Source organism: Cupriavidus sp. DF5525 (assembly GCF_040149425.2).
GTDB classification, from domain to species: domain Bacteria; phylum Pseudomonadota; class Gammaproteobacteria; order Burkholderiales; family Burkholderiaceae; genus Cupriavidus; species Cupriavidus pickettii_A.
In genome coordinates this window covers 390,791-406,238 of the sequence record NZ_CP168265.1, presented here as the reverse complement: position 1 = coordinate 406,238, position 15,448 = coordinate 390,791, and the positions used below count along the sequence as shown (strand labels likewise).

The following is a 15,448-nucleotide window of genomic DNA, read 5'->3' as shown; positions in this document are numbered from 1 at the left end:
ACCTACTGCTTGTCGGCCTGCGTGTACCAGTAAGTCCGCTTGCGCTTGCCGATCCCCGGCGGCGAGATCTTCTGCGCACCGAGCGACGAGGTATTGTCGCCACCGCCCGGCCCGGTCTGGTTGCCGCCGCCGATCAGCACCGGCACGTTGCTGGTGTTGCCCTGGGCATCGCTCACCGCCACCACGCCGAACACCGGCGACGGCGGCAGGCCGCCGTTGTTGAACTGGACATAGCGGTTGTCGTTAAGCCCCTTGCCCGTCAGGAACGACACCGCATAGCCCCTCGCGATGCCGAGGTCCGGATAGCAGACCCCGGTCTTTGGCACGCTGGGAGTATTGGTACCGAAGTAGGTGTAGCCGGCCACCGTCAGCGGCGCGTTGACCACCTTCTCACCGGTCCCCAGCGTCAGGTAGAAGCCCTTGCTGGTACCCGAATCCGCATACACCGTGGCGGTGGCGTTGAACAGGCTGCTGTCGGTCAGCGGCGTCCATGTCGCCGGCAGCCCGCCGATGAGCGCGGTGTCCTTCAGCATGTAAAAACGGTTGGTGACGTTATAGGCCAGGCCCGCCACGTTGCTGGTGGTGTATAGCGGATGCTCGCGGTCGCCGCTGCCGATCATCACCGCGTCGTAGGCGCCGGTGGTGATGACGTCGGGCGGGTACATGAACTTGCGCGCATCGTTGCTGGTCTGCGCGCCGCCCAGCGAGGCGAACTTGCCCAGCGTCCAGGCCGCCGGGCCCGTGCCGGTGGCGGTCTCGAAATCCAGGCGCCAGACATTGCCGCCCATGTCGCCGACATAGCCCTTGTCGATCAGGCCGTCGCCGTTGCGGTCCACCACCGCGACGTCTGACGGGATGGCGCGGTTCAGGCCGGTGGGTACCGAGCAGACGGTGGCGTCGAGGCCGGTGCAATCGGCCAGCCACGCCCGCACCACAGTGCCCTTGAGCGCGTCGAACACGATCACGCCGCGCCCCTGCCCCGTTGCGCCGCCGCCCTGCGACGGCTCGGCGTCTTCGGCGGTATCGTAGCCGGCGCCCATCACCACCAGCGGGTTGGTGTAGCCCTTGACGCGGATCACGCGCGGCTGCGACCAGGTCTGGCCCAGTTCGGCGATCTGGTTGCTGTCGGACTTCCACAGGAACTCGGGCGCCACCGGGTTGGTCACGTCCAGCGCATAGACCAGCCGCCCGCCGCGCCGCGCCGTCAGGTAGATCACCACGCGCGGATTGGCCGGGTCGCGCAGGTCCTGGAACACCGTGGTGGTGCCGTCGAAGAAATAGTCGCGCGGCTTGGCGCCTGAGCCGGTCGGCGAGCCGCTCAGCTGCACCTCGGGCGCGTTGGTGTAGAGGCGGCCGAGCTTGCCGTAGAACTCCGGCGGCACGAAGCCCCACAGCTCGCCGCCGGGGCGCACGCCATTGATGCCGGTGGTCTGATTGCCGTTGACCGCATGGAAGACGCCGTCATTGGCGCCATAGAAGACCACCACGCCGGTGGTGCCGCCATAGTTGATCACCACCGGGCGCGAGTGCAGCACATCGCCGTGCACCGAGCCGCGCACCGTGACGCTGCCGCCGGGGCCCTTCTGCTGTTCCTTGCCGGCCACGGTGCTCTCGCCCAGCGCCCCCACGTCGCGGCCGCGCACCCAGTTGATCAGGCTCTTCACGTCGGCAGCACTGCTGTTCAGCGCCGTCTGACCGGTGGTATCGGTCAGCCAGGTGTTGGCGGTATCGAACGACGCCAGGGCCGTGGTGGTGCACGCGCCCGACGGGCAGGTGTAGAGCTTGCGCGCGGCCTGGTCGGTGACGATCTGCGCGCGCAGCATTTCGCCGGCGCCGCCCTTCTCGACGATCTCGCCGTCGCCGCCGATCACACCGGCAACGCCGTCCGCGGAGTCCAGCGCCCCGGCCGCGCCCGAGGGGCTATTGACCCAGAAGCCCTTGGCGGGCCAGCCGGCGACAGCGCTGCCGGAATAGCTGCTGCCGCTGAACGCCAGCGGCGGCTCCGCGGTCCAGAAGCTCTTGGCATTGGGCGAGATAAAGCCCGTGCCGGCGTTGCTGATCGCGCTCTTCTGGTTGGGCCCGCTCGGGTTCGCGTCCAGCACCACGATCTGCTTGTTGCTGTCGTAGCCGAGCTTGTATTGCTTCAGGTTGCCCATCCAGCGCGGCGCCGCGGTGGCGTCGGGACGGAACATGCCGATGTAGATCTGGTTCAGGTACGAGCCCTGCCCGTTCACGCTGACCGGCAGGCTCACCGACGAGAACACGTTGTTGACTGCCTGCATCTCGTTGAAGATCTGCAGCAGCGCATCGACCAGCGCCTGCACGTCGCCCAGCTCCACCACGTAGCGCTTGCCACCGGCGTTGTCGGCCATGCTGCGGGTCGACTCGACATAGTCCGGATTCTTGCCGTCCGTGACAGCGATGGTGTAGGTGATGATGTTCTGGTTGTTATCGACGTTGCCGTTCACGTCCGTCTGGTACATGAACCGCGCCCATTCATCGCCCCAGTTGCTCTCGTACTTGTTGGCGGCCGAATCGAGCTTGAGCTGCGTGAGCTGCGTTGCATTGGCTCCCGCCGCCACCAGCGCATCCTTGGCCACGGTTCCGGTGTCCTGCGGCTTGCCGTTGTTGACCGCGTTGGCGATATAGATGACGAAGTTCTTCTGGCAGGGGTTGGTGATCGGCGATGTGTACTGCGTGCCCGACAAACCCTTCTTGCCGGCAAAGAAGGCCCACGCCTCCTGCATGCCGGAACCCACCTGCGAATTGTTCGCGTTGTCGGCCTGGCGGTCGATGCTCTTGATGTACTCGAGGAACTGGGGGCCGTTGGTCTTATCCATCAGCGGCAGGGTGTAGGGCGCCGCCGCCGGATGGCGGAACTGGCCGCCGACGTTTGTGCCGGTGCCGAACATCATCAAGCCCATGTTGATGTTGCCGGCCAGCTGCTCGTTGGTCACCAGCGTGTTGACCGCGCGGTACAGCGCGCACTGGATCGCGCCCACATCGGTGCCGGCATTGTTGGCGCTGACCACATCGGGCGTGTCGCAGCCCTTGATGATGGTGCTGGCGTTCCATGTGGACGCGTTGTCCAGCAGCAGCAGCACGTTGGGCTTGGTGCCGGCGTTGGACTGCAGGCCGGTGAACAAGTCGATGTCCTCGGCGCGCGCGCCGTTCACGCCCGCAAAGGTAAGCAAGGCGATTGCGAAGGCCGCAAGGCGGCGCTGCCGGCAGGCGTTGGTCGTCATGCTGGTTCCCGTCCGATCGATAGTGAAAAGGTCGTGGTGTCCTGCGCGTTCACGGACAGGCCGAACCGGTTGGCATGCGCACCGCCACGCCCTGGTGCACGGTGGCAACCGTGCCGGTATTGGCGGCATCGTTGACGGTGGCCGCCACATCCCATTGCGTGGCATTGCACAGCGAATTGCCGCCGTTGTTGCCCGCCGTCACGATCCCGGTGTTCTGCACGCCGCTGCCGATCAGGCAAGACACGTCGTCGGCATCGCTCAGGTCAAGCTCGACGTTCTTCATCGGCTTGCTTGTCACGCACTCCGGCTGCGCCACCTGCGCCACATAGTCCGCCTTGCCGTCGCCGCTGACGTCCACCGGCACGGCAACCGCCGCCGGCGCCTTGGTGAAATCGTTGCTGATCACCTGCTCGATCGCCTGCTGCGCCACGTCGCGCGCTTCGGCGGTGTGCTGCTGGTTGGCGGCCACCTTCACGTTGACCAGCCCGGAATTGACCATGGCCACGGCGATCAGCAGGAACAGGACCATGAACACCAGCGTGACCACCAGCGTGACCCCGTCCTGCCTGCGGCGCAGTGGCCGGCCCTGCCGTTTATGACCCGGTAGCTTGATCATTGCTTGCTCTTTGCGGTGTGAGGTCATTGCTCGCGCAGCCCGGCCACGTTGACCAGCCGCGCCACCTGGGCGTAGACGTGGCGCTTGAAGCCGTCATTGAACGGCCCGCTGGCGGCGGCGCGGCCAAGGTCGTAGGTGCGGTTGTCGGACTGGCCGCCGGAGGGCCGCAGCGTGCGCGCCAGCAGGTTCACGCGCACGGTGGTGACGTTGCCCCAGTTGGCGAGCGCATTGGTCCAGTCGTAGCCCGGCACGGTGGCGCAGGCGGCGGCGTTGTTGCTGCCCGGGTCGTCCACGTAGCAGTCGGCCGAGCCGTTGCTGTCCAGGTCCACGCCGTACAGCAGGTGCATGTCCTGCACGCCCTGCGCAACCGAGCGCGACTGGAACGCACCGCCCACCAGTTCGGCCATCTTCAGCGTGGGGATGCCGTCGCCGCCGTTGGTGCAGCGGTCGCAGCCGGCCAGGTAGAACACGCGCACCACGGCCTGGCGCAGCGCGGCGGGCTGGGCGGGATCGCAGGCCTTGGTGCGCAGGCCGAAGGCCGCCGCGGCGCTGGCGTCGAAGACGAAGGAATTGGCGTCCTGCGGGCAGGCCGAGACCTGCAGGTAGGGCACGCCCGGCGTGGGCGCGGCCACCGGCGTGGTCGACACGCGCCGCACCACCAGCACCTCGGAGGTCGCCGCCAGGTCAGGCAGGCATGGCGCCGCCACGCCGGGCCCATAGCCTGCCAGTGCCAGCGGCACGGTCAAGCCTGCCGCGGAGAAGCCCAGCGCCGCCGGGTCTGCCGCGCACAGCGCGGGCTCGGCCACGGTGGCGCCGCGCGCGATGCTGCCAGCGCCGAAGAAACCCGCCAGTTCCACCTCGCGCCGGATCTGGTCCAACGCGTAGCGGCCGTTCTCCACCTGCTCGGCCGACTTGACGAACTCGGTGCGCGACAGGCTGTTGGCGTAGTACAGGCTGGCCAGCGCGGTCAGCAGCACCAGGCCGATGGTGATACCGATCATCAGCTCGATCAGCGAGACGCCGCGCTGGCGCCGCCGCAGGCGGCCGTTGGCAATGCGCAGCGTGTTCATGACACGGTCCCCAGTGTGCCGATGCGGATCTGCGTGCTGACCGCGCGGCGATAGGCATCGTTGCCGTACTGGTCCTTGCCACAGCCGAGCGCGGGCGCGCCGGTGGTGGCCAGGCCCTGCCAGGCGACGGTGATACGGTAGACCTGGCTGACGGCATCGACGGTCTCGATGCAGCCGCGCGCGCCGATCATGGCGCCCACCGCCTGCGCGGGGGCGCCGCTGGCGCCAGGGCGCTGCTCGGCGCTGCCAAGCAGCGCGGTGTTCCAGGCCTGCAGGTCGGCGTTGGCGGTGGCCTGCTGCGCCGCGGTGCCTTGCGTGCAGCCTGCGGGCGGCGCCGCGGTGGTGCCCAGCAGCATGCCGTTGGCACCGTTGGCGTAGCAGGTGGCGACCTGGCGGTTGGCGTTGATGCGCACCGCCATGTCCTGCAGCAGCGCCAGCGCCTGCACGCGCTGGTAGGACTCCATCTCGGTCTGGCCAGAGCGCGTCACCAGCCCCGCCGTGCCGAGCAGCGCGACCAGCAGGATCACCACTGCCACCAGCACTTCGATCAGCAGGAAGCCACCCTGCTGCCGGCGGACAGGCAAACGCGGCCGCGGCCGCGAGGTTCTGTGCGTCATGTGCAGGCTCCCGTGGCCGAGGCGACGCGGCCGGTCTCGCTGACCTGCACGCAGACGCGCGAGTTGGCGGAGGTATCGCCGCTTGGCGCGACCTCGAAGGTCATTGCCGCGCCGGTGAGCCGGCCGTCGTTGCCGATGGCCAGTGCCCCGGCGGCGCTGGGGGTGATGGTCAGGCCGCTGTAGGGCCCGAAGGTGCGCACCGTCTCGGCGCCGGCGGTGACCGCCCAGCCGGCGGTCCACGCGGCGCCGGTGGCGGCCAGGCTGACGGTGGCGTTGCGCTTGACCGCTTCGCTGCGCGCCAGCACCAGCGCTGACGCCAGCTCCAGCGAGGCACCGCGCACGCGCTGGCCCGCCACCAGCGACGCGAACGACGGCGCCGCCGCGACCGCCAGGATCGCCAGCACGCTCAGCGCGCACAGCAGTTCGACCAGGGTGAAGCCGCGCGTGTCCGCGCGCCGCGGCAACCGCATCAGTGAAGTGGCGCGCCGCATGATCAGTTCCAGCAGTTGGTGGCGGCGCCCGACGCGGTCTTGGCGCCGGCACTGGTCAGCGTCAGCGTGCCGCAGTCGGTGTCGCCGCTGAGCTGGCTGCCCAGCGGCGTGGCCACGATGGTGTAGCCGGGCGGCGGCGCCACGGTGGGCGCCACGGTGACCTGGTAGCGTCCCGCCAGCCCCGCCGGCACGGCCATGCCGAGCGCGCCGAGGTTGGCGGCATAGGCGCGGTTGTCGACCAGGAAACGCTCCTGCGCGCCCGAGACCTCGAGCATGAAGGACTCGATCGCCGCGCGGTTCGAGCGCACGACGTAACGGCTGTAGTTGGGAATGGCGACGGCGGCGAGGATGGCGATGACCGCCACGGCGATCATCAGCTCGATCAGCGTGAAGCCGCGCGCGGGCCTGCCACGGCATGGCATGCCGCCGGCCCCCTGTGCCATATCGATGGCACCCCTGGTGCGGAACCTGACCCGGCTCCCGCCCCCGGACGTGATTTGACCCTTGACCCGAAACGGCAGGTTGACCATCCCGCCGTGTCGCACTGCAGGGCTTCTATGTCCCATGCTCGCGCTCCGATACTCATTATGTCCCGGACGACCTATTTCCGGAGGTTATGGCGGGCAGTGTAAGTCACGACTTTTTAAAGGGTGAAGAAATTTCTGAAGGCGGTGCAGCAGCGTTGCGGCAATCCCACAAAAGGGGGCTTGCGCACATGGCAGGGCATACAGCTTTGGGCCGCGGCGGACGTTAACCGGACGCCAGTTGGACATCAAGCGGAAATCAACCGGCAGCGGGAGCCGGCAAGCGCGCCCCGGGGCGCAGCTGTGCAACAATCGTTACAACACCGAATCCGGAGTACCCATGCCGTCCGACCACCCTACCCAGCCGCCGCAGGACCTGGAGGCCCTGCTCGCGCTGTTGCGCAGCAGCTTCCCCGCGCTCAGCACGCAGTTCCAGAGCGGCGCGCGCTACCTGCTCGACCATCCGCAGGAAGTCCCGGTGCTGTCGATGCGCAAGATCGCCGCCAGCGCGGGGGTGCAGCCGGCCACGCTGGTGCGGCTGTCGCAGCATCTGGGCTTCGAGGGCTGGCAGGGGCTGCGTGAGCTGTTCGTCGATGCGCTGCGTGGCGGCACCCAGCCGTACGCGCACCGTGCGCGCAAGGTGGTGCGCGAAAGCAGCGCCAGCCGCATGCTGGGCGAGATGCTGGACGCGCAGCACCACAACCTGGACATGATCGCGGCCAACAACGACCAGACGCTGCAGCATGCGGCGGAACTGCTGTCGCAGGCGGCGTGCGTGCATGTGGCGGGCTTTCGCGCGTGCTTCCCGATCGCGTTCACTTTCCAATACGTCTACCGGCTGTTCCGCAGCACGGTGCACCTGATCCGCGCCGAGGCCGGCACGCTGGAGATGGAGTTGCGCGGCCTCACGCCCAAGGATGCGGTGCTGGTGGTCAGCTTCGCCCCCTACTCGCAGGAAAGCATCCGCGTGGCCACGGCCGCGCGCGAGTGCGGCTGCAAGGTGATCGCGCTCACCGACAGCACGGTGGCGCCGATCGCGCTGGCGGCGGACTGCACGCTGCTGTTCCCGGTCGAGAGCCCGTCGTTCTTCCCGTCGATCACGGCCGGCGTCGCCGTGGTCGAGGCGCTGGTCGAACAGTTGCTGGCGCGCAAGGGCAAGGGTGCGATTCGCGCGCTGGAGCAGGCCGAGGGCGAGCTGCACCGCACCGGCGCCTACGTGCCGGCCGGGCGCGGCTGAGTTCGGCTGAGCGCGATTATTCGAAGGCTTCGTCGTTGGGACTGGCGTAGGCCTTCTTCAGCGGCTCGCTCATCGGCAGCTCGAAATTGACATGCTTGGGCGGCACCGGCGCGGCGAACCATCTGGCGTAGAGCTTGTTGATCTCGCCGCTCCTGATCAGCCCGGTGATGGCGCCATCGACCACCTGCTTGAAGCCCGGGTCGTCCTTGCGCATCATGAACGCGTAGGCCTCGAACGACTGCGGCGTGCCCACCACCGTCCATTCCGCCGGGTTCGGCGCCAGCGTGCGTGCGCCCGACAGCAGCACGTCGTCCATCATGAACGCCGCCACCCGCCCCGACTGCAGGATCAGAAACGACTCGCCATAGTCCTTGGCGCTCTGGATGCTGATATTGGCGCGCTTCTCGTCATTGAGCCGGCGCAGGATGCGCTCGGAGGTCGTGCCGGCATTGGTCACCACCGCCTTGCCCGACAGGTCGCCGAAGTCATGCACAGGGCTGCCCTTCTTCACCAGCAGCCGCGTGCCGGCGACAAAGAACGTGGTCGAGAACGCCACCTGCTGCTGGCGCGACTTCAGGTTGGTGGTGACGCCGCACTCCAGGTCCACGGTGCCGTTCTGCACCAGCGAGATCCGGTTCTGCGAGGTCACCGGCACCATGCGCACCTGCAGGTTCTGCACGCCAGTTTCGCGCTTCACCGCATCGATCACGCGGTCGCAGATGTCCTGCGAGAAGCCGATCACCTTCTGGTTGGCGTCGTAATACGAAAACGGGATCGACGAGGTGCGGTGGCCGATGGCGATCGTGCCCGAGGATTTGACCTTGGAAAGCGTGGGGCTGGCCGCAACGTCGGCGGCGTGCGCGACGCCGGCGGCGCCAGCGCAAAGCACCACGGCGGCGGCGAACGGTGCGAGCAACGCCCGGCGGCTCCGGGAACCACTGCGCTGGCGAGTGACTTCTGCTGCTTTCATGACAGGCTCTCCTTGGGTAGCGTTCACGCGATGCGCCATCGCGAGGGGAATCCTAGCCAATGAGAAACAAGTGTTCCATCATGGATAACCATGAAACATATGTATTTCCCCCCGGCGCAATGAAACAGATGCCGCGAGCACCCGCCCGGACGCGCGGGCATGGGGCAGCCATGCGCCGGGCGTGTGCAGGGCGCGGCAGGCGGGAAATGGCGGGGGAAAGACTTTGCCGGAGCGGCTTTTGGCGGGATGGCGCGGGCCAGGCGGCGGACGCGTGGAGCCGCCGCCCCCCGGAGTGGCTTGCTACAGGCACTTCTCCTGGTACGCCTGCTGTAGCGTCTTGCGCGGCCGCTCGCGTTCCAGTTCGGGCATGGTCCGGCCCTGGGCGGTTTCGATGCCCTGCCCGGAGGTGCGGTATTCACGCTTTGGCGCCGTGGCGATCTGGTCTGCCAGTTCGCGGCATTCGGCCGACTGGATGCTGCCGGGCGTCGCGGCGGGATCGGGCCGGTACGGCGTGGTGCCTTCCTGCACCGCCTCGTTGATCGCGGCGGCGGCGGCACCCTGGCCGTCCGGCTTCTGCGCGTGGGCGCTGCCGGCCATGGCGAGTGCGGCGATGGCGGCAAGGCGGATCAGGGATCGCTGGGGGCTCCGCATGATGGATGGCTCCTTTGGTCTGTGGCCCGATGGCCGGGGCAAGCTGCCAGCTTAGTCGTTCCCGGCCGGTCTGGCACCAGCGGCATTGCTGGTAGTCCGGGTAGTACCGGCATTTCGGGCAGTTAAGCCGTCGCCCGTACCGCTGCGTGGCCCCGCTAGTGCCTGCCGCGGTGCTCGTCCTCCTCGTCCAGCAGCCAGTCGCGGCGCATCATCACATAGGTGAACGAGGCAGACCAGCCGATCAGGATCAGCCCCACCAGCGGCTCGATGCTGGCGATCAGCCGGGTCGCGCCGACCGGGGACAGATCGCCCAGGCTCTGCGTGGTGAAGGTCTCCAGCGCAAAGTAGGCATAGACCAGCAGCGACGGCTCGCCGTGCCGGGTGGGCATGCCCGGCGCAGTGGACCCGGCCAGCCAGCCGAGCCCGAGCACGTTGTCAGCGAACCAGAACCCCAATGCGAACACCATCGCCTCCAGGCAATGGACCACGATGATGCAGACGATCAGCACGCCGATATTCACGCGCCCGCTCCAGCGCCTCGGATGCAGCCCCGACAACAGCCGCAGCGCTTCGTAGTGGATGCCGACAACCGCCACGGTCAGCACGGCGGCGCATAGCAGGGCCAGGGAATAGTGTGTGGCGGTGGAGGGTTCCATGCGCAAAGGGTTGGGCGGATCGGGGGCGGGCGCAGGCGACTGGTAATTGGCGCAGGGCAAAAAACGACGCCCTCCAAAATAGCACTGGAAGGCGTGTGGGAAAACCGGGGCGGGCGAATGGCTTGTAACGGCGCGTTGCGGTGCTCGCGGGCTCGTGACAGTTCGTTGTTGTACCGCCTGCCCTGGCTGAGGGAATGTGTTGGGGTGGTCGGCTGGCGGGACGGCGGCGGGGGCCGCTGTCCCCGTGCGCTCAGTTGCTCTTGCAGGCCAGGTTGACGTACAGCCCGCCGCCCCAGTTGAAGGGGCGGTTGCCGCTGACCTGGATCTGGATGATGTCATTGGCCGCCACCGCCGTCGTGGCCGCCGTCGCGCAGGTCCGGTTGGTGCCGCTGAGCTTGCATGCGTACCCGTCGGTGATGGCCAGCGGGCTCAGCGTTTCCAGCGCTGTGCCGCTGGCAACGCGGTACGCCACCACCGAGTACAGCGCGCTGTCCGGCACCGTCCCGGCCAGGCTGGCGGTCATGGTCAGCCCGCCGGTGCAGCCCACCGGCATCATCGCGCCGAAATAGGGATCGGCGCTCTGCAGGTCCAGCCCGCTGCCGTTCATCACATAGGTACCGTTGCCGCCTGGGGCGGTCGATACCGCGAAGTTGGCGGTGTAGATCAACGCGCCGCCGGGCTCGCCCTGCTCGCCTTGCGGTCCCTGCGCCCCCGTCTCGCCTTGTTCGCCCTGCTCACCCTGAGGGCCCGAGGCGCCGCTGTCGCCCTTCTCACCGCTGTCGCCCTTGTCGCCCTTGTCCCCCTTCTCGCCGTTCTCTCCCTGCGGGCCCTGCGCACCCGTTGCGCCATCGGCACCGGCGGGGCCGGCCGGGCCCACAGGGCCGGTCAGGCCGACCACGGAAATCCCGGTCGGCCAGCTATCGCCGGTCTTCGGCCCGAACAGCGTGTTGGTCGTCGTATTCAGGTAGAAGCTGCCTTCCGAGCCGTCCGCCGCGGCCGGGTCCGCCGGACCGTGCAGCAGCATCGCCCCGGGCGCGCCGGCCACGCCCTGCGGCCCGATCAGCGCCACGCCTGCGGGCCAGGCGCCGTTGGCCTTGGGACCGTACAGTGTCGAGGTCGATACATTGAGGTAGAAGTCCCCGTCCGTGCCGATATCGGCGCTCGGCGCATTGGCGCCGGACAGGATGGTCTTGCCGTTGACGCCAGACGGGCCGGGCACGCTTTCGGACGGGACGGCGTTGCTGGCCGGCGCGGAATCGCCGCCGCCCCCGCCGCAGCCGGCGACCAGGATGGCGAGGCAGGCGACCGGGATCGCCGCAAGTTTCAGGTTGATGCGTTGCATGATGGAGCCCCCCGTCTTTTTTTTAATGACCGGCCCGGATACGTACCGGGCGAGTTCAATTTAAGTCCTGCCGCGCGCCCTTTAAATCGGGCATCCGCACGGGCTGTTTCAGGAATGAAGCGCAGCCGCGCGCGCCAGGAAAATCCACCAAGCGCAGTATCCGGAAATGGCCTGGGCGAGCGGACGCTTGAAACCGCGAGTGCGCCGAAATGAAAGATGCAAACGCCGTAATACCTGCGCAGCGCAAAGGGTGAGCGTGAAGGGACGTTCGGAACGGACGCATGGCGGCTTGCGCAGACCACGTCTCGCGGCACGGTATTCGCGCGGCGTGCTGTTCCGTGCCGCCAATGCATAGCCTCGCCCGAATGGCTGAATTCCGGATGGGATGAGCGCTTGGCAGCGGTTTGCAGGCGTTTCAGCCGCGCATCAAATAATCGCCATATACCCCTTCGAGAGGGTATTTGAAGCGAGCCCGGAAAACCGGCCGGTGATTATGCCCGGGGTCGGAAGCGCTTGTGGACCGCGCGCGATGCACTATGCTGGAAATTTCAACTGCTCCCGGCGGAGGCCAACGTGCGCAAATCCATTTCGATCCTCGCGGCACTGCTGCTGTGCGGCGCCTCCGGCCTGGCGCTCGCCCACAATTGTCCCAACGAGATGAAGGCCATTGATGGCAAGCTGTCGACCAAGCCGGCGCTGTCGCCGGACGACGCAGCCAAGGTCGCCAAGCTGCGCGCCGATGGCGAGGCGTATCACAAGGCCGGCAAGCATGACGAAGCGATGAAATCGCTGCTCGACGCCAAGAAGATCCTGGGTATGTGATCCCTGCGGCAAAAAAGAGCCGCCGCGCAGCCATGCGCGGCGGCTTTGCCTTGTCTGCCCGTGTTGCCGGACGGGTGGACGGTGACCGGAGCCGCTCAGGAACCCGAGCCGACCTGCTGGATCACGCCATTGGGCGCCACCAGGTAATACTCCGCGCCAACACCGACCCAGCGCGTGCCCTTGCGCGGCGCCGGCAGGTTGTATTGCTTGTAGTCGTCGATCACATACTGGCGGTCCCTGAACTCGGTCGGCAGGCGGTCGCCTTTCTTCCATTGCTGCACCTGCATATACGGCGAGCTTTGCGCGGCAGGCGGCGCGGCCGTGGAGCCCGTCGTCGGCCTGGTGGTCCCCTTGGTGCTCCGGGTACCGGTGGTTCCGGTAGCGCCCGGGGGTTTGGTCGTGCCGGTGGCGTCAGGCATGGCTGTCGTGCCAGGGCTGCCTGTCATGCCTGGGGTGGTTGTCGGGCCTGGGGCGCCTGTCATGCCAGGCGTGGTGGTCGTGTCTGGGGTGCCGCCGGCGCCGGTGGCGCCAGCAGCGCCGGAGGCTGTGGCGCCGCCCTGTGCCTGCGCCAGGGCCAGCGGCGCTGCCAGCACGCTCGCGGCCAGCCACAGTGCCGGTATCGCTTTCTTGGTATTCATCGTGATCTCCTTGCGTACGGGAAAACCGAACTGCCGGAGGATCCGGACAGCACCTACAAGGTTAGAACACAAAAGTGCGCACCGGCCAACGCATATGCCGGGGTGCTGCACCGCACCAGGGCTGGTCCGGGCTACAGGTAGATCACCTCGATGGTGGCCATGCCTTCAAGCTGGATCGCGCTGGCGCCCGGCAGTTCACCCAGCCTGGCCAGGCCGGCCGAGACCTCGCCGCCCACGAGAAAGGTGCGGCCGCGCGCGAGTTGCCCGTTGGACACCCACGTGACCGCCTTGCCGTCGTTGCGCAAAACTCGGTCGCGGTCGCCCGCCTGCAGCACGGCTGGGATCAGGCATGCCTTAAAGCACGCGGCAAATGCGCGGGCAGGCCGCCGCTGCGCGCTTCCAGCGGCGCCCAGCGCTTACTGCGCGCCGCCCAGCAGGCCGTTGGCCCTGGCGTATTCGTACAGCTCGTGGTCATTGCTGAGCCCGAGCTTCTTCATCGCCACGCTCTTCTGCGCGCTGATGGTCTTGCTGCTGCGATTGGACTGGCGCGCGATCTCGACCAGCGGCACGCCGGCCGCGCACTGGCGCAGCACTTCCGGCTCGCGCCGGGACAGCCGCGCCCGCGGCTTCGGCGAGTCCAGCCCTCTGGCAGCGAGCAGCGCCTGCACCGAGGGCGGCAGGTAGCTATGGCCACGGAAGGCGGCATGAATTGCCGGCACCAGGTGCCGGACCGGATCGGTCTTGCTGAGAATGCCCGAGACGCCGGCCTGCTGGATATTGCGGATCAGCGCCGGGTTGTCGAGCATGGTAATGACGACGATGCGTGTGTGCGGATAGCGCCTGCGCAGCATCTGCAGCATCGGCAGGCCATCGCCGTGCTCGCCGCCGGGCATCGAGTAGTCCGTCACGATCACATCGCAGGGCGTGCTGTCCAGGTGCGCCACCAGTTCGCCGGAGTCGGCGGCGTGGCCCACTACGCTGAGCCCCACCTCGCACGCCAGCGCGCGCAGGATGCCACTGAGCACGACCGGGTGATCATCTGCGATCACGACCCTGATCATGGTTAAGCGTCTCCGGAACCTGACCGTGCGAGGCAGGCTTCCAGGTAAAGCCTGAGATCACCGATGCGATCCCGCGCGGCCTGCACGGCCCAGGCTGCACCGGCTTCCAGCTCCCGGCACAATTCGGCCGCCTCCTGCGCGCCGTCGACCTGCGCCAGGGCACCCCGCATGCGGTGCGCATGCGCCTGCACCGCATGCATGTCGCCACCGCCCGCGGCCGCGTGCAGGGCATCGAGATCAGCGTGCGTGGTCTGCACGAGCAGCGCTGGCGCCGCGTCGGCGCATCCACGGCAGCTGGCATGGCGGCGACGGACGCAGCGCGCGTCGGCGCCAGATCCTGCAGGCATGCGGCCAGCGCCGGCAGCAAAACCGGCTTGCTGAGGCAGCGATCCATGCCAGCGGCCTGGCAACGCTTGGCTTCACCACCGTCGGCACTGGCCGTCAGTGCCACGATCGGCACCGCCGCCGTCTCACGCGAGCTGGTGCCAAGCACCAGCGTCACCGCAAAGCGGCTGCCCTCGCCCGGCGTGCTGGCGAACGCCACGTCGCCGCCCATCCGCCTGGCCAGCCGCCTGCAGATGGCCAGGCCAAGTCCTGCGCCGCCCTGGCGAGGCGCGCTCGCGGCATCGCCTTGCACAAAGGGCTCGAACAGGCAGGGCTGGAGTTCTTCGGCGATGCCGATGCCGGTATCGGCGACCTCCAGCATCAGCCGGACCCTGTCGGCAGGCGGCGGCAGCGGTTCGTGCCACATGCGGATAGTGACGCGCCCCTGCGCGGTGAACTTGATCGCATTGCGCACCAGGTTGGCGAGCACCTGCCTCACGCGCAGAGGATCGCCCACCAGCCACGGCAGGCCTGGCTGCGGCTCGCAGGAAAGCGCCAGGCCTTTGCCCAGGGCCAGCGGTGCCTGCGCACGCGCGACCGATTCCGCCAGCTCCACCGGATCGAACGGCACGGCGTCGAGCGCCAGCTGGCCGGCTTCAATGCGCGAATAGTCGAGCAGGTCATCAAGCAACTGCAGCAGCACGCGCGACGATGACGTGATCGTGGCCACCTGCTGCCGCTGCACGGCCGTCAGTTCCGTCATCGACAGCAGCTCAAGCGTGCCGAGCATGCCGTACAGCGGGGTCCGGATCTCGTGGCTCATGGCTGCGAGCAGGCGCGGGTTGACCGGGCGGGTCTCGGCGGCCTGCTCGCGCACTGCGCTGGTATCGGTGGGTTTCATCGGATCGCCCCGTCGTAGTGGGTGCGTGCGCGGCGCGCCAACCGGATTAGCGTTCGCGCCCGCGCTGCATGGCATGCAAAAAGAATAGCCCCGGCAAGCGCGGTTTGCCGGGGCTTTGGTTTGCATAGATTCGGTAAGGACTGAACGTTCGGAAGGCCTGCGTCCCGTGGGCAATCCGCGCACGACGATGCTCAACGTGGTGTTGAACTACTGAGGCCCCCCAGGAACGCTACCGCGCAGGCGCGCCGGGCAACTTCGCGCCTTGGCCCCGCTTTTGTATGGC

At 68.0% G+C, this 15,448-nt stretch carries 16 protein-coding genes and 1 pseudogene; 2 read left to right on the top strand and 15 right to left on the bottom strand.

Features of this window, described 5'->3' with window-relative positions; genetic code table 11:
- Window positions 1-2 precede the first annotated feature (2 nt).
- The 6 genes from ABNX08_RS02025 to ABNX08_RS02000 are packed head-to-tail and all read right to left on the bottom strand — an operon-like array spanning window position 3 to window position 6,461.
- Window positions 3-3,245, bottom strand: coding sequence for a PilC/PilY family type IV pilus protein (locus ABNX08_RS02025; protein WP_349605466.1), 3,243 nt, complete (start codon window positions 3,243-3,245; stop codon window positions 3-5).
- A gap of 49 nt (window positions 3,246-3,294) precedes the next feature.
- On the bottom strand, window positions 3,295-3,861 hold the full coding sequence (locus ABNX08_RS02020) for a PilX N-terminal domain-containing pilus assembly protein (RefSeq protein WP_022533500.1): 567 nt from the start codon (window positions 3,859-3,861) through the stop codon (window positions 3,295-3,297).
- A gap of 23 nt (window positions 3,862-3,884) precedes the next feature.
- Complete coding sequence (locus tag ABNX08_RS02015) at window positions 3,885-4,931, bottom strand: PilW family protein (protein WP_349605465.1); 1,047 nt, start codon at window positions 4,929-4,931, stop codon at window positions 3,885-3,887.
- A complete protein-coding gene (gene pilV / locus ABNX08_RS02010; RefSeq protein ID WP_022533498.1) occupies window positions 4,928-5,548 on the bottom strand; it encodes a type IV pilus modification protein PilV in 621 nt (206 codons plus the stop codon). Before pilV ends, ABNX08_RS02015 begins: the two co-directional genes overlap by 4 nt.
- Complete coding sequence (locus ABNX08_RS02005; RefSeq protein ID WP_022533497.1) at window positions 5,545-6,039, bottom strand: GspH/FimT family pseudopilin; 495 nt, start codon at window positions 6,037-6,039, stop codon at window positions 5,545-5,547. Before ABNX08_RS02005 ends, pilV begins: the two co-directional genes overlap by 4 nt.
- Before the next feature lie 2 nt (window positions 6,040-6,041).
- Window positions 6,042-6,461 (bottom strand): type IV pilin protein, encoded by a 420-nt coding sequence (locus ABNX08_RS02000; protein ID WP_041681229.1) that lies wholly within the window; start codon window positions 6,459-6,461, stop codon window positions 6,042-6,044.
- Between the two features lie 442 nt (window positions 6,462-6,903).
- Here ABNX08_RS02000 and ABNX08_RS01995 point away from each other — a divergent pair, with 442 nt between their 5' ends.
- Window positions 6,904-7,800 carry a MurR/RpiR family transcriptional regulator gene (locus ABNX08_RS01995; RefSeq protein ID WP_349605463.1) on the top strand — a complete coding sequence of 299 codons (897 nt, stop codon included), beginning with the start codon at window positions 6,904-6,906 and terminating at the stop codon, window positions 7,798-7,800.
- 16 nt (window positions 7,801-7,816) lie between these two features.
- On the opposite strand, the gene ABNX08_RS01990 is transcribed toward ABNX08_RS01995, so the two are convergent.
- The 4 genes from ABNX08_RS01990 to ABNX08_RS01975 all read right to left on the bottom strand — a co-directional run bounded on the left by ABNX08_RS01990 (window position 7,817) and on the right by ABNX08_RS01975 (window position 11,419).
- A complete protein-coding gene (locus ABNX08_RS01990) occupies window positions 7,817-8,770 on the bottom strand; it encodes a glutamate/aspartate ABC transporter substrate-binding protein (RefSeq protein WP_022533494.1) in 954 nt (317 codons plus the stop codon).
- Window positions 8,771-9,070: 300 nt separating this feature from the next.
- Entirely contained in the window at window positions 9,071-9,421 is a 351-nt protein-coding gene (locus ABNX08_RS01985) for a hypothetical protein (RefSeq protein ID WP_022533493.1), read from the bottom strand.
- Window positions 9,422-9,576: 155 nt separating this feature from the next.
- Window positions 9,577-10,077, bottom strand: coding sequence for an ion channel (locus tag ABNX08_RS01980; RefSeq protein ID WP_022533492.1), 501 nt, complete (start codon window positions 10,075-10,077; stop codon window positions 9,577-9,579).
- 250 nt (window positions 10,078-10,327) lie between these two features.
- The gene (locus tag ABNX08_RS01975) at window positions 10,328-11,419 is read right to left on the bottom strand and encodes a collagen-like protein (RefSeq protein ID WP_349605461.1); all 1,092 of its coding nucleotides are present in this window, start codon (window positions 11,417-11,419) and stop codon (window positions 10,328-10,330) included.
- Between the two features lie 573 nt (window positions 11,420-11,992).
- Here ABNX08_RS01975 and ABNX08_RS01970 point away from each other — a divergent pair.
- Window positions 11,993-12,241, top strand: coding sequence for a hypothetical protein (locus ABNX08_RS01970; protein ID WP_041680932.1), 249 nt, complete (start codon window positions 11,993-11,995; stop codon window positions 12,239-12,241).
- 95 nt (window positions 12,242-12,336) lie between these two features.
- Here ABNX08_RS01970 and ABNX08_RS01965 read toward each other — a convergent pair whose 3' ends face one another.
- The 5 genes and pseudogenes from ABNX08_RS01965 to ABNX08_RS01945 all read right to left on the bottom strand — a co-directional run.
- Window positions 12,337-12,879, bottom strand: coding sequence for an RcnB family protein (locus ABNX08_RS01965; RefSeq protein WP_374063640.1), 543 nt, complete (start codon window positions 12,877-12,879; stop codon window positions 12,337-12,339).
- Between the two features lie 131 nt (window positions 12,880-13,010).
- Entirely contained in the window at window positions 13,011-13,184 is a 174-nt protein-coding gene (locus ABNX08_RS01960) for a hypothetical protein (protein WP_374063639.1), read from the bottom strand.
- A gap of 111 nt (window positions 13,185-13,295) precedes the next feature.
- Entirely contained in the window at window positions 13,296-13,940 is a 645-nt protein-coding gene (locus tag ABNX08_RS01955) for a response regulator transcription factor (RefSeq protein ID WP_349605458.1), read from the bottom strand.
- Between the two features lie 2 nt (window positions 13,941-13,942).
- Window positions 13,943-14,287: an Hpt domain-containing protein gene (locus ABNX08_RS01950; protein WP_367576162.1), complete on the bottom strand. Its 345-nt coding sequence runs from the start codon at window positions 14,285-14,287 to the stop codon at window positions 13,943-13,945.
- Between the two features lie 203 nt (window positions 14,288-14,490).
- Window positions 14,491-15,054: pseudogene (locus ABNX08_RS01945) on the bottom strand (sensor histidine kinase); the annotation flags it as partial.
- Window positions 15,055-15,448: the final 394 nt, after the last annotated feature.

Excerpts from the sequence above, each read along its gene's own strand:
- ABNX08_RS02025 (WP_349605466.1), bottom strand. The coding sequence starts at position 3,245 with ATGACGACCAACGCCTGCCGGCAGCGCCGCCTTGCGGCCTTCGCAATC.
- ABNX08_RS02020 (WP_022533500.1), bottom strand. The coding sequence starts at position 3,861 with ATGATCAAGCTACCGGGTCATAAACGGCAGGGCCGGCCACTGCGCCGC.
- ABNX08_RS02015 (WP_349605465.1), bottom strand. The coding sequence starts at position 4,931 with ATGAACACGCTGCGCATTGCCAACGGCCGCCTGCGGCGGCGCCAGCGC.
- pilV (WP_022533498.1), bottom strand. The coding sequence starts at position 5,548 with ATGACGCACAGAACCTCGCGGCCGCGGCCGCGTTTGCCTGTCCGCCGG.
- ABNX08_RS02005 (WP_022533497.1), bottom strand. The coding sequence starts at position 6,039 with ATGCGGCGCGCCACTTCACTGATGCGGTTGCCGCGGCGCGCGGACACG.
- ABNX08_RS02000 (WP_041681229.1), bottom strand. The coding sequence starts at position 6,461 with ATGCCATGCCGTGGCAGGCCCGCGCGCGGCTTCACGCTGATCGAGCTG.
- ABNX08_RS01995 (WP_349605463.1), top strand. The coding sequence starts at position 6,904 with ATGCCGTCCGACCACCCTACCCAGCCGCCGCAGGACCTGGAGGCCCTG.
- ABNX08_RS01990 (WP_022533494.1), bottom strand. The coding sequence starts at position 8,770 with ATGAAAGCAGCAGAAGTCACTCGCCAGCGCAGTGGTTCCCGGAGCCGC.
- ABNX08_RS01985 (WP_022533493.1), bottom strand. The coding sequence starts at position 9,421 with ATGCGGAGCCCCCAGCGATCCCTGATCCGCCTTGCCGCCATCGCCGCA.
- ABNX08_RS01980 (WP_022533492.1), bottom strand. The coding sequence starts at position 10,077 with ATGGAACCCTCCACCGCCACACACTATTCCCTGGCCCTGCTATGCGCC.
- ABNX08_RS01975 (WP_349605461.1), bottom strand. The coding sequence starts at position 11,419 with ATGCAACGCATCAACCTGAAACTTGCGGCGATCCCGGTCGCCTGCCTC.
- ABNX08_RS01965 (WP_374063640.1), bottom strand. The coding sequence starts at position 12,879 with ATGAATACCAAGAAAGCGATACCGGCACTGTGGCTGGCCGCGAGCGTG.
- ABNX08_RS01955 (WP_349605458.1), bottom strand. The coding sequence starts at position 13,940 with ATGATCAGGGTCGTGATCGCAGATGATCACCCGGTCGTGCTCAGTGGC.
- ABNX08_RS01950 (WP_367576162.1), bottom strand. The coding sequence starts at position 14,287 with ATGCCTGCAGGATCTGGCGCCGACGCGCGCTGCGTCCGTCGCCGCCAT.